The sequence below is a fragment of the Streptomyces sp. SD15 genome, assembly GCF_054462255.1.
In genome coordinates this window covers 39,901-52,583 of record NZ_JBTLMO010000055.1, presented here as the reverse complement: position 1 = coordinate 52,583, position 12,683 = coordinate 39,901, and the positions used below count along the sequence as shown (strand labels likewise).

The window sequence follows — 12,683 nt, the reverse complement described above, 5'->3', positions numbered from 1 at the left end:
CGAAGCCGAGAGCTTGGGGGAGTTTGAGGACGAGGCCGTCCAGGCCGAAGCGGGGGTCTGGGGGCGGCAGCCCCCAGGGACGGGCCGGGTAGGGGCGGCGGGGGCGAGGAACCCTCACAGACGAGGGTCGACCGGCTCCGACTCCAGCGCCAACACCCCGAACACCGCCTCATGCACCCGCCACAACGGCTCCCCCTCCGCCAGCCGATCCAACGCCTCCAACCCCAACGCGTACTCCCGAAGCGCAAGCGACCGCTTGTGGTTCAGAAAACGCCCCCGCAGACGGGCGAGGTTCTCGGGCCGGGTGTACTCGGGACCGTAGATGATCCGCAGGTACTCCCGCCCCCGGCACTTGATACCGGGCTGCACCAACCGCCCCTGCGCGGACCGCACCACCGCCCCCACCGGCTTGACGACCATGCCCTCACCCCCACGCCCGGTCATCTCCAGCCACCAGTCGACGCCGGCCTGCACGGACTCCGCGTCCCCCGTGTCCACGAACAACCGCCGAGTCGTCTGCAGCAGCCCACTCCCGTCGTGCTCGACGAGCCGGTCGATCAGCGCGAGCTGCTCGTCGTGCGGCACCCCGGCCAGACTGCGCCCCCGCACGGCGAGGATCTGGAAGGGCGCGAGCCGCACCCCCGCCAGGCCCTCGGTCGTCCAGCAGTACCGCCGGTACGCGTCGGTGAACGCCGCCGCGTCGGCGGCCCGCTCCCGCTGCTTGCCCAGCAGTTCCTGTACGTCGACACCCCGCGCCGCCGCCGCTTCGAGGGCGATCAGCGCCCCCGGGAACACGGCCCCGGACGCGGCGCCCACCGCGGCGTACTGCGTCCGCAGCAGTCCGGACGCCTTGAGCGACCACGGCATCAACTCGGCGTCGAGCAGCAGCCAGTCCGTGTCCAGGTCCTCCCACAGCCCCGCCGCACCCACGGCCGCCCGCAGCCGCCCGAGGATCTCCTCGGTCACCGCGGCGTCGTCGAAGAAGGGCCGGCCGGTGCGGGTGTACAGCGACCCCGTGGCCCCTTCCACACCGAACCGCTCACGCGCCGCCGCCGCGTCCCGGCAGACCAGCGCCACCGCCCGCGAGCCCATGTGCTTCTCCTCGCACACGACTCGGGCGACCCCGTCCTCCTGGTACTGGGCGAACGCCTCGGCGGGGTGCTCCAGGTAGCCCTCCACGTGGGACGTCGCGGTCGGCGCCATCGTCGGCGGGAGGTAGGGCAGCAGCCGCGGGTCGACCGCGAAACGGCTCATGACCTCCAGAGCCGCCGCCGCGTTCTCCTCGCGCACCGACACCCGCCCGGCGTACCGCGTCTCCACGACCCGTCGGCCGTGTACGTCCGCGAGGGCGAGCGGCCGCCCCTCGTGTCCACCGGGCGCCTCGGAGGCCAGCGGCTTGGCGGGCTCGTACCAGACCTGCTCGGCCGGTACGTCGACGAGCTCGCGCTCCGGCCAGCGCAGCGCGGTGAGCTTGCCGCCGAAGACGGCACCGGTGTCGAGGCAGATGGTGTTGTTCAACCAGGTCGCCTGCGGAACCGGAGTATGCCCGTAAACAACCGCCGCCCGCCCTCGGTAGTCCTCCGCCCACGGGTAGCGCACCGGCAGCCCGAACTCGTCCGTCTCGCCGGTCGTGTCGCCGTACAGGGCATGCGAGCGCACCCGGCCCGACGTGCGGCCGTGGTACTTCTCGGGCAGACCGGCGTGGCAGACGACGAGCCGTCCGCCGTCGAGGACGTAGTGGCTGACGAGCCCGTCGACGAACTCCCGTACCCCCGTCCGGAATTCCTCACTCTCCGCCGCCAACTGCTCGATGGTCTCGGCGAGTCCGTGACTGTGCTGGACCTTGCGGCCCTTGAGGTAGCGGCCGAGCTTGTTCTCGTGGTTGCCCGGCACGCACAGGGCGTTGCCGGATCCGACCATGGACATCACCCGGCGCAGTACGCCGGGGGTGTCCGGGCCGCGGTCGACGAGGTCGCCGACGAAGACGGCCGTACGGCCCTCGGGGTGAGCGCCGTCCACGTAACCGAGCTTGCCGAGCAGCGCCTCCAGCTCCGATGCGCAGCCGTGGATGTCGCCGATGATGTCGAAGGGGCCGGTGAGGTGGGTCAGGTCGTTGAACCGCTTCTCGGTGCGGACCTCGGCGCTCTCGATCTCCGCCACGCCACGCAGGACGTGCACCTTCCGGAATCCCTCGCGCTCCAAGTGCCTGAGCGAACGCCGCAGTTCACGGATGTGGCGCTGGATCACGCGGCGCGGCATGTCGGCGCGGTCGGTGCGGGAGGCGTTGCGCTCGGCGCACACCTCCTCCGGCACGTCCAGCACGATCGCGATCGGCAACACGTCGTGCCGCTTGGCGAGTTCGATCAGCTGGCGGCGGCTCTCCTGCTGGACGTTGGTCGCGTCCACGACCGTTCGCCGGCCGGCCGCGAGCCGCTTGCCCGCGATGTAGTGGAGTACGTCGAAGGCGTCGCCGCTGGCGCTCTGGTCGTTCTCGTCGTCGGCGACCAGGCCCCGGCAGAAGTCGCTGGAGATGACCTCGGTCGGCTTGAAGTGCTTGCGGGCGAAGGTGGACTTGCCGGAGCCGGACGCGCCGATCAGGACCACGAGGGAGAGGTCGGTGACGGGCAGGGTGCGTCCCTGGGTGTCGTTGCTGGTCATGCGGCCTTCTCCTCCTTCGTGGTGACGGTGAACGTAGCCATCTGGGTCGGCGGCCCCACCTCGGGGTCGTCGGGGCCGACGGGCGTGAACTCCACCTCGTAGCCGTGTCGTTGGGCCACCGCGTGAGCCCAGCCCTGGAACTCCTCGCGTGTCCACTCGAAGCGGTGGTCGCCGTGCCGTGAGTGTCCGGCCGGGAGGGTCTCCCAGCGGACGTTGTACTCGACGTTCGGCGTCGTCACCAGAACGGTCCTGGGGCGGGCGGTGCCGAACACCGCGTACTCGAGGGCGGGCAGCCGGGGCAGGTCGAGGTGCTCGATGACCTCGCTGAGCACGGCGGCGTCGTACCCCTTGAGGCGGTTGTCGGTGTAGGCGAGCGAGCCCTGGATGAGCTTGACCCGGGCTGCCTGCCGCTCGCCCATCCGGTCCAGCTTGAGCCGCCGTGAGGCGATGGTGAGCGCGCGCATCGACACATCGACACCGACGATCTCGGTGAACCGGGTGTCCTTGAGCAGCGCCTGCACCAACTGCCCCTGCCCGCACCCGAGATCGAGCACCCGGCCCGCGCCGGACGTGTGCAGCGCCGCGAGGATCGCGTCGCGCCGCTGCACGGCGAGCGGTACGGGCTTGTCCTCCGTGTCGGTCTCCTCGTCGACCGCGTTGTCGATCTCCCCGACCTCGCTGTCGTCCGCCTCGGCCAGCCGTACGAGTTCCAGCCGCTCCATCGCCGCACGGGTCAGCGACCAGCGGCGCGAGAGGTACCGGCTGGTGATCAGCTTCTGCTCGGGGTGGTCCGCCAGCCAGCCCTCGCCCGCCCGCAGCAGCTTGTCGACCTCGTCGGACGCGACCCAGTAGTGCTTGGCGTCGTCGAGCACGGGAAGCAGGACGTAGAGGTGTCGCAGCGCCTCGGCCAGCGTCAGCCGCTCCGACTCCAGTACCAGGCGTACGTACCGCGAGTCGCCCCACTCCGGGAACTCCGCGTCCAGCGCCACGGGCTCGACGGTCACCGTCCAGCCGAGCGGCTCGAAGAGCGTTCGGACGAGATCCGTGCCGCCCCGTGCGGGCAGTGCGGGTACCTCGATGCGGAGCGGGAGCGGCCGCGCGGGCAGTTCGGGTTTCGCGGTGCACTGGCCCTTCATCGCGCTGGAGAACACGCCGCTCAGCGCGACGGCGAGCAGGGACGACGCCGCGTAGGGGCGGTCGTTGACGTACTGCGCGAGCGCGGCGTCGGGCGCGCCGCCGCGACCCTTGCCCTTGCCCCGCCGGACCAGCGCCACCGCGTCGACCTCCAGCAGCAGCGCGGCCGTGCACCGTTCGACGGACGCCTCGGGATACAGCACGTGCGCCGTGCCGTAGGACGTCGAGAACGCCTGCGCGTTGTCGGGATGCTTGTGCAGCAGAAAGCCGAGGTCGGTCGCGGGGCGCTCTGGGGTACCGGTGGTACTGATCGTCAGGAACACTGTGGGTCTGCCTCGAAACGTCTTCTGAGCTGCGGGAACTTACCGCGTCGTCCGGCATGGTGCACAGGGCGTGCACCCACGCCGAAGGCCGGCCAACCGCAGCGACGGGAAAGCGCGCCTCCCAGATCACCGCCGTGACCTGTCGTCGGCGGCGCGCCTGCACAACGTACAGCGAACGTCTCAGGCGGACTCAGGAATTTTCACCGCGGCGGCGCGCGGCGGGGATGGTGATGTGAGCCAAGCGCCGCGTGTTCCCCATGCCTGTTTCGGGTGGGACAGCGGTTCAAAGTGGGGCGGCAGATGTGACCGGTGCATGATGGATGCATGGATCTTCGAGTCTTTACCGAACCGCAGCAAGGGGCGACCTACGAGACGCTGCTCCGCGTCGCCAAGGCCGCCGAAGACCTCAATTACGGAGCTTTCTTCCGTTCCGACCACTACTTGCACATGGGTTCCGTCGACGGGCTCCCCGGGCCCACCGACGCGTGGATCACTCTTGCCGGCCTCGCGCGCGAGACGAGCCGGATCCGCCTCGGCACCCTCATGACGGCCGGCACCTTCCGCCTCCCGGGCGTCCTGGCCATCCAGGTCGCCCAGGTCGACCAGATGTCGGGCGGACGGGTGGAACTCGGTCTCGGCTCCGGCTGGTACGAGGCCGAGCACGAGGCATACGGGATCCCGTTCCCGAAGGAGAAGTTCGGTCGGCTGGAGGAACAACTCGCCATCGTCACCGGCCTCTGGGCCACGCCCGTCGGCGAGCGGTTCACCTACGAGGGGAAGTTCTACCAGCTCAAGGACTCCCCCGCGCTCCCCAAGCCCGCGCAGCCGAAGGTGCCCGTCCTGATCGGCGGTCACGGTGCCAAGCGGACCCCGGCGCTCGCGGCACAGTACGCCGACGAGTTCAACATCCCCTTCGCCTCCCTCGCGGATACGGAGCAGCAGTTCCAGCGGGTGCGTGCCGCGGCCGAGCAGGCCGGACGAAAGGGCGACGACCTCGTGTACTCGAACGCGCTCGTCGCCTGTGTCGGCAGGACCGACCTCGAGGTGAAGCGTCGCGCCGACGCCATCGGACGCAATGTGGACGAGCTGAAGGCCCATGGTCTCGCGGGCTCCCCGGCGGAAGTCGTCGAGAAGATCGCCCGGTATCAGGCGGCCGGGTCGCAGCGCATGTATCTGCAGATGCTCGACCTCGACGACCTGGACCACCTGGAGTTGATCGCGGCCGAGGTCATGCCGCAGGTCGGCTGAATCCTTCATTCCTTTCGGCCCGGGTCCGCGCCAGTGACCCGGGTCGGTGATGATCGTTGGCTCGGGCGGAGCCGGACCGCCCGGCACACATCGCCGACCCCTTCCGGGCCAGGGCCAAGGAGGCCGGCATGTCCCAAGACGCAGTGCCGCAGCAGGGTTGCACCTGACGGAGTTCCCTCGCCCCCGCTACCCCGTCGCCCACCCCCGCTCCACAATCCCCTGCCCCTGCCCCTGGTCACGTGCCGCCAGGCGTCTCAGCATCTCCAGGACGCGGTCTCGGGACTCGTCCGCCGCGTCGATCGCCTCCATGCACTGCCAGTACGTCGCCTGTTCGTCCGCCGCGCAGGCGATGCCGACGAGGGCGATGCCGACCTCGCCGAGGAGACCCCCGAGGCACAGAAGGGCCTCGCGGGCGTCGCCCAACTCGGTGAGCTGGGCGGCTCGTAGGTCGCCGATGTCGAGGGTGGGCGTGTCCAGGACACCGCACCCTCTGCCCGCGAGCTCTGTCAGTCCGAGGGCCTCCCCCCGGAGTTCGGGTGGCCCCGAGACGGCGAAACGACTGCCTATCGCCTGAGCCAGGGCCTGTGCCTGCCACGCCTCCGCCATCACCTCGGGTGTGTCCCCGGTCCCCGCCAGGGCACGCCTGCTCGCCACGATGAGCCGCACCGCGTCCATGCGCTGCCCCCGTCTGTCCCGACGCGCTGGTCGCACGTCCGCCCGAACTCCCCTGTCCACTACCCAGAGTGAATGCGGAGGGGACGAAAAGCCAGAGGAAGACCGAAATCTGTGGACACGGAATTGAATGTGGACAACTCCACAACTCCGTAGAGTGACAATTGGACTTGGCGCTCACCCGCGGAGCCCTGCGGACCCCCGCGGAGCCCTGCGAAGCCCTTCGGAGCCCTCCGAAGGGCTCCGAAGGCCCTACGACTCCCCCGACACCGGAAACCTCCGCTCGTTCCGGTCGATCTTCGCGTCGAGCGCCGCGAGCGCGTCGATGCCGAGCACCTCGCACAGCTGCAACAGATACGCCAGAACGTCCGCCACTTCATCGGTGACGCGGTGCGCGGTGTCCGCGTCGTCCATGACCCGCGCCGACTCCTCAGGGGTCAACCACTGGAAGATCTCGACCAGTTCGGACGCCTCCACACTCAGCGCGGCGACCAGGTTCTTGGGGGTGTGGTACTGCTGCCAGTTCCGCGCTGCCGCGAACTCGGCCAGCCTGCGCTGCAGCTTCGCTACGTCCAGTTCCGTCACGGCGTCAGGTCTACCACCGTGACACCGGCCGCCTCGAACACCCGGGAGGCATCGCTCACCGCACCCACCAGCCGGATGTGCCCCCGCTCGCACATCCGCGCCGCCAGCCGCACCAGCTCTCCGGCCTGCCCCGCGTCCAGTCCCCGGTCGAAACCGTCGGCCAGCACCGTCAGCGTCTGCAGCGCGGCCGGGACCTCCCCCGCCGGATCGACCTCCAGCACCCCGGGCCCGGTGAGCAGCACCAGGGCCAGCGCCAGATACCTCAACTCACCGTCCCCGAGCAGCCCGAGGGGCGTACGGACCCCGTCGCCGCGGTCGAGCAGCCCCCGCACCCTGCCGTCGCCGAGCGGCTCGGCCAGTACGTCCGCGACCGGGCCCGCGCATCCGGCCCGCGCCGCCGCGACCAGATGCGCGTACCGCTGGCCGCACTCCGACCGGGTTCGCCACAGCACCTCGGCGAGGTTGTCACAGCCCCGGAGCAGCCGTCCCGCACCGACCACGGCGGCGGCGCGCATACGCCGGGGGCTCGGGTCGCAGGCGAACACGGACCGCAGGGCGACCACCATCTGCTCGGCGGCGGCGAGGACCCGGCGCTCGCCGTCGGTCCTGCCCGAGACACGCAGCGGGAGGAGCGGAGTGCCGAGACGGTCGTCGGGGAGCGGGCCCCGGGTGACCGCGGACGAGCCCGCGGTGTGCCAAGCCGCCTGGACGACGGGGCGTCCTGGATCACGTAGCGCCGTCTCCAGCAGGATCAGCCCGCCGGCCGTCAACCGCTCGCCCACGATGCGCAGTTCGGGCTCGGCCTGTACGGCGACATCGAGCCGTACGGGTCCTTGGGGGCCGTCGACCGTGCAGCCGATACGGAACCCGCGCCGTCGCTGGGCGTCGGGCCGGGCCCGCTCGGGCACGCAGGCGACCGGGTCCGGGAACACCTCACCCAGCTCGGCTCCGCCGCCGAGCCGCGCCAGTGCCTCGTATGCCCGCAGGGCACCGGTCTTGCCGCTGCCGCTGGGCCCGGCGAAGAAGGTGAGCGGTCCGAGCGGGAACCGGGCACGCCGGTGCGCGGCGAAGGCGGCGAGCCGGAGCTCGGTGGCGCCGGGCCGGTCGGGGCGCGTCTCGGCCTGCGTGGGGGCCACCAAAGGTGGCGCCAAAGATGACACGGTCATATGTGGACGGTAGGGCCGCGCCGTCAGGCGAACCGTTACGCCCAGATGACCTTCCTACGATCGAGGGATCCGACCGCACCCGCGCGGGATTCAGCCCCCCGGAACCCCCGCCCCCTCCATCAGCCCGCGCACCTCGGTCCCCGGCGGTGTGAGCAGGAACACATTCCGATCGACCCGGTGCATTCCGCTCGCCAGCCCGAAGACCACCCCGGTACTGAAGTCCAGCACCCGCTTGGCGACCTCGGTCTCCGCGCTGGTCAGGTCGAGGAGCACGGGGATGCCCGACATCAGCGTCTCGGCGACATCACGCGCGTCCGCGAACACATTGACCCGCAGGACCACGAAGCGGCGCCGCGTCTCGGTCACGGCCTCGGGTATCGACCGGTGGCCGACCGCCGAGGGCCATGCGTCCCGGCCCCGCAACGGAACGACCTGGGCGAGCCCCTCCCACTGCTCGTCGGTGACGTCGTGGCTGCTCACTGGCCCACCTCGTCCTGGCTCGCACTCATTGTCTGCACCGGCCAATTCTTACGCATGGTCACCCGTTCGGCCCAATAGCGACACGGTCCGCGACTCCCCGGCCCACCGTTTCCCGGTCCTCACACGGCCCGGTGCACGGCTGTGCAGCGCGCGTAACTCCTCATGATCAAGGGCCGTGACATCGGCGTAACGGGCAATTCGTACGATCGTCGGCACCGGATACCGAACGAAGGGGCGCGCCCGTGACCGCACAGGACCCGCAGACCGACAGCACGCGGGTGCGGACGGTCTGCTCCTACTGCGGTGTGGGCTGCGGCATGGTCCTCGACATAGGCAGCGGACCCGACGGACGGCGTACGGTCCTGAAGGCGTCCGGCGACAAGGCGCACCCCGCGAACTCGGGGCGCCTGTGCACCAAGGGCGCGACCACGGCCGACATGCTGGCCGCGCCGGGGCGGCTGACCACCGCGCTGATGCGCGGCGACCGCGGCGAGGAGCCGGCCCCTGCCCCCCTCGACACGGCCCTGGCCGAGACCGCCCGGCGCCTTCGCGCGATCATCGACGAGCACGGTCCGGACGCCGTCGCCTTCTACGTCTCCGGACAGATGACGCTCGAAGCGCAGTACCTGGCCAACAAGCTGGCCAAGGGCTTCGTACGGACGAACCAGATCGAGTCGAACTCACGGCTGTGCATGGCGAGCGCGGGCACCGGCTACAAGCTGTCGCTCGGCGCCGACGGCCCGCCCGGGTCGTACGACGATCTCGACCGCGCGGACGTGTTCCTCGTCATCGGTTCGAACATGGCCGACTGCCATCCCATCCTCTTCCTGCGGCTCATGGAGCGGGTCAAGGCGGGCGCCAAGCTGGTCGTCGTCGACCCGCGGCGCACCGCGACGGCGGCGAAGGCCGATCTGTTCCTGCAGATCAGGCCGGGGACCGACCTCGCGCTGCTCAATGGGCTGCTGCATCTGCTGCACGAGGGCGGGCACACGGACGCGGGCTTCATCGCCCGGCACACCGAGGGCTGGGAGGCGATGCCCGAGTTCCTCGCCGACTATCCGCCCGCCGCCGTCGCCGAGATCACCGGCATCCCGGAGGAGGACATCCGCGAGGCCGCGGGGCTGATCGGCGAGGCCGGTGAGTGGACCAGCTGCTGGACCATGGGGCTCAACCAGTCCACGCACGGCACCTGGAACACGAACGCCCTGGTCAACCTGCATCTCGCGACCGGCGCGATCTGCCGGCCCGGCAGCGGGCCGTTCTCCCTCACCGGGCAGCCCAACGCGATGGGCGGGCGCGAGATGGGATACATGGGGCCCGGGCTGCCCGGGCAGCGTTCCGTGCTGGTGGACGACGAGCGGGCCTTCGTCGAGGAGCTGTGGGGACTGCCGGGAGGGACCATCCGCAAGGACGGGGTGGGTCAGGGCACCGTCGAGATGTTCCGGAAGATGGCCGACGGCGAGATCAAGGCCTGCTGGATCATCTGCACCAACCCCGTCGCCTCGGTCGCCAACCGCCGCACCGTCATCGAGGGACTGGAAGCCGCCGAGTTCGTCGTCACCCAGGACGTCTTCGCCGAGACCGAGACCAACGCGTACGCCGATATCGTCCTGCCCGGCGCGCTGTGGACCGAGGCCGAGGGCGTCCTCGTCAACAGCGAGCGCACCCTCACCCTGGCTCGGCCCGTCGTCGACCCGCCCGGTGACGCGATGGCGGACTGGCGGATCATCGCGGCCGTCGCGCGGGCGATGGGGTACGAGGAGGGGTTCTCGTACGAGAGTGCCGAGCAGGTCTTCGAGGAGATCAAGCGGGCGTGGAATCCCCGGACCGGGTGGGATCTGCGGGGTGCGTCGTACGAGCGGCTGCGGGGTGAGCCCGTGCAGTGGCCCGTCGCGCGGGAGGACGGGCCCGCCCGGAATCCGATTCGGTACCTGGACGGGAAGGGTGGGGAGGGCGAGGAGAACGGGGTGCCGTCCCTCACCTTTCCGACGGCCAGTGGGCGTGCGGTGTTCTTCGCCCGGCCGCATGTGGCGCCCGCAGAGATGCCCGACGACGACTTTCCCTTCGTCCTCAACACCGGGCGGTTGCAGCACCAGTGGCACACGCTGACCAAGACGGGGAAGGTGGCGAAGCTCAACAAGCTGAATCCCGGGCCGTTCGTGGAGTTGCATCCGACGGACGCGGCCTCTCTCGGGATCGCGGAGGGCGACTCGGTGGAGGTCGCCTCCCGGCGGGGGCGGGCCGTGTTGCCCGCGGTGGTGACGGACCGGGTGCGGCCGGGGTGCGTTTTCGCTCCGTTCCACTGGAACGACCTGTTCGGGGAGTACCTGAGCATCAACGCGGTGACCAGTGACGCGGTGGATCCGCTGTCGTTCCAGCCGGAGTTCAAGGTGTGTGCGGTGTCGCTGGCGCGGGTTGCCGCGCCTGCCGCCCCTGCTCAGGCCGAGATGTCACGCGCACGGGCCGAGATCGCACCGGCGCGGGCCGAGGTCGTAGCGGCGCGCGCCGGTCTCTTCGGCCTCGACACCACACCCCCGCCCGTCCTCGCAGAACACGAACGCCACTACCTGACCGGCTTCCTCGCCGGTCTCGACTCGGGTCTCCCCGGCGTCCCCGTACTCCCCCCGGACGCCCCCTTCACCCCGGCGCACGCCCTCTGGGTGAACGGTGTGCTCGCCGGGATGTACTCCCGGTCCACGCCCCCGCACACCCCCGCGCCCCAGGCGGCGAGCCGCGAAGTCGTCGTGCTGTGGGCCTCACAGACCGGGAACGCCGAGGAGTTCGCGACGGCCGCCGCCGAACGGCTCGCCGCGACCGGGCACACCGCGCGGCTGGTCGGCATGGACCAGGCGGACGTCGGCGCGCTCGCCCACAGCGCCGATCTGCTCTTCATCACCAGCACCTTCGGGGACGGCGACGCGCCCGACAACGGGTCCGGCTTCTGGGACACACTGTCCGGGCACCAGGCCCCGCGCCTGGACGGCGTCCGCTACGCCGTGCTGGCCTTCGGCGACTCCTCGTACGACGACTTCTGCGGACACGGCCGCCGACTGGACGCGCGGCTCGACGAGTTGGGCGGCGTCCGGCTGGCCCCGCGTACGGACTGCGAACCGGACTACGAGCCCTCCGCGGACGTCTGGCTCGAGCAGATCCTCACCGCACTCGGAAACAGCGGAAAGGTCACCCCGAAGACACCCCGGACGCCCCGGACGCCCAAACCCGCGCCCGCCACCGCCCGCCTCACCGGCAACCGGCTGCTGAGCCTTCCCGGCGCGGGCAAGGAAGTCCGCCAGTTCACCTTCGACACCCGGGAGAGCGAGAGCCCGCTGATCTACGAGGCGGGGGACGCGCTCGGGGTGCGGCCCGTCAACTCGCGAGAGCTGGTGACCGAATGGCTGGAGGTGACCGGTCTTGACGCGACAACTCCCGTCGATGTCATCGGAGTTGGCGACGTTCCCTTCACCGAGGCCCTGCTGCACCATCTCGACATCACCCGCATCACCCCGGATCTGCTCCGCTTCGTCGGTGAACGGACGTGTGACGACCGGGAGTTGAAGAAGCTGCTGCGGCCGGACAACCAGGGCGAGCTGGCACGGTGGTCGTGGGGGCGGCAGGCCGTGGACGTGGTGGCCGAGTATCCGGTGCGGGCGTCGGCGCGCGAGTGGGCCGAGGTGTTCAAGCGGCTGCAGCCCCGGCTGTACTCGATATCGTCGAGCCCGCTCGTCGACCCGTACCTCGTCTCGCTGACCGTCTCCGTCGTACGGTACGAGAATCTGCGTGGGCGGCAGCGGGGCGGAGTGTGTTCGCCCTTCCTCGCCGACGCCGAGCCGGACACCGCGGTGCCCGTCTTCGTGCAGAGGTCGCCGCACTTCAGGCCGCCGGCGGACGGGACGACGCCCATGGTGATGGTCGGCCCCGGCACCGGAGTAGCGCCGTTCGTCGGCTTCCTTCAGGAGCGGCGGGCGCTCGGTCACCGGGCGCCCAACTGGCTGTTCTTCGGCGAACAGCACCGCGCCACCGACTTCTACTACGAGGACGAGCTGACCGCACTGCTCGACGACGGCACCCTCACCCGGCTCGACACGGCGTTCTCGCGCGACCAGCGCGCCAAGGTCTACGTACAGGACCGGATGCGCGAGCACGGGCCCGAGCTGTGGCACTGGCTCCAGAACGGCGCCCACTTCCGTGTGTGCGGGGACGCCTCGCGCATGGCCAAGGACGTCGACCGGGCGCTGCGCGACATCGCCGTCACGCACGGCGGTCTGAGCGAGGCGGAGGCCTCCGCATACGTCAAACAGCTCGCGGCGGACAAGCGGTACGTCCGCGACGTCTACTGAGAGTGCGCGCGACGTCTGCTGAGTGCGTCCGCGACGGGGAGTACCTACGTCCGCGAGGTCTGCCGAGACACGGGCGGTGA

At 70.7% G+C, this 12,683-nt stretch carries 8 protein-coding genes; 2 read left to right on the top strand and 6 right to left on the bottom strand.

The window, feature by feature from the left end:
• Window positions 1–114 precede the first annotated feature (114 nt).
• Both ACX28W_RS36415 and ACX28W_RS36410 read right to left on the bottom strand, forming a co-directional pair.
• The gene (locus tag ACX28W_RS36415; protein WP_459004280.1) at window positions 115–2,658 is read right to left on the bottom strand and encodes a polynucleotide kinase-phosphatase; all 2,544 of its coding nucleotides are present in this window, start codon (window positions 2,656–2,658) and stop codon (window positions 115–117) included.
• The gene (locus ACX28W_RS36410; protein ID WP_459004279.1) at window positions 2,655–4,115 is read right to left on the bottom strand and encodes a 3' terminal RNA ribose 2'-O-methyltransferase Hen1; all 1,461 of its coding nucleotides are present in this window, start codon (window positions 4,113–4,115) and stop codon (window positions 2,655–2,657) included. Before ACX28W_RS36410 ends, ACX28W_RS36415 begins: the two co-directional genes overlap by 4 nt.
• Window positions 4,116–4,439: 324 nt before the next feature.
• Between ACX28W_RS36410 and ACX28W_RS36405 the strand changes: the two genes are divergently transcribed.
• A complete protein-coding gene (locus ACX28W_RS36405; protein ID WP_459004278.1) occupies window positions 4,440–5,363 on the top strand; it encodes an LLM class F420-dependent oxidoreductase in 924 nt (307 codons plus the stop codon).
• A 186-nt stretch (window positions 5,364–5,549) separates the two neighbouring features.
• Here the strand turns inward: ACX28W_RS36405 and ACX28W_RS36400 are convergent, their stop codons facing one another.
• The 4 genes from ACX28W_RS36400 to ACX28W_RS36385 all read right to left on the bottom strand — a co-directional run bounded on the left by ACX28W_RS36400 (window position 5,550) and on the right by ACX28W_RS36385 (window position 8,266).
• Window positions 5,550–6,038: a DUF6099 family protein gene (locus ACX28W_RS36400; RefSeq protein ID WP_459004281.1), complete on the bottom strand. Its 489-nt coding sequence runs from the start codon at window positions 6,036–6,038 to the stop codon at window positions 5,550–5,552.
• 249 nt (window positions 6,039–6,287) lie between these two features.
• Window positions 6,288–6,620, bottom strand: coding sequence for a nucleotide pyrophosphohydrolase (locus ACX28W_RS36395; RefSeq protein ID WP_459004277.1), 333 nt, complete (start codon window positions 6,618–6,620; stop codon window positions 6,288–6,290).
• Window positions 6,617–7,786, bottom strand: coding sequence for an AAA family ATPase (locus tag ACX28W_RS36390; RefSeq protein ID WP_459004276.1), 1,170 nt, complete (start codon window positions 7,784–7,786; stop codon window positions 6,617–6,619). Before ACX28W_RS36390 ends, ACX28W_RS36395 begins: the two co-directional genes overlap by 4 nt.
• Before the next feature lie 90 nt (window positions 7,787–7,876).
• Window positions 7,877–8,266 carry a cell division protein SepF gene (locus ACX28W_RS36385; RefSeq protein ID WP_459004275.1) on the bottom strand — a complete coding sequence of 130 codons (390 nt, stop codon included), beginning with the start codon at window positions 8,264–8,266 and terminating at the stop codon, window positions 7,877–7,879.
• 242 nt (window positions 8,267–8,508) lie between these two features.
• Here ACX28W_RS36385 and ACX28W_RS36380 point away from each other — a divergent pair, with 242 nt between their 5' ends.
• Window positions 8,509–12,603 (top strand): molybdopterin-dependent oxidoreductase, encoded by a 4,095-nt coding sequence (locus ACX28W_RS36380; protein ID WP_459004274.1) that lies wholly within the window; start codon window positions 8,509–8,511, stop codon window positions 12,601–12,603.
• Window positions 12,604–12,683 lie beyond the last annotated feature (80 nt).

Excerpts from the sequence above, each read along its gene's own strand:
- ACX28W_RS36390 (WP_459004276.1), bottom strand. The coding sequence starts at position 7,786 with ATGACCGTGTCATCTTTGGCGCCACCTTTGGTGGCCCCCACGCAGGCC.
- ACX28W_RS36400 (WP_459004281.1), bottom strand. The coding sequence starts at position 6,038 with ATGGACGCGGTGCGGCTCATCGTGGCGAGCAGGCGTGCCCTGGCGGGG.
- ACX28W_RS36405 (WP_459004278.1), top strand. The coding sequence starts at position 4,440 with ATGGATCTTCGAGTCTTTACCGAACCGCAGCAAGGGGCGACCTACGAG.
- ACX28W_RS36415 (WP_459004280.1), bottom strand. The coding sequence starts at position 2,658 with ATGACCAGCAACGACACCCAGGGACGCACCCTGCCCGTCACCGACCTC.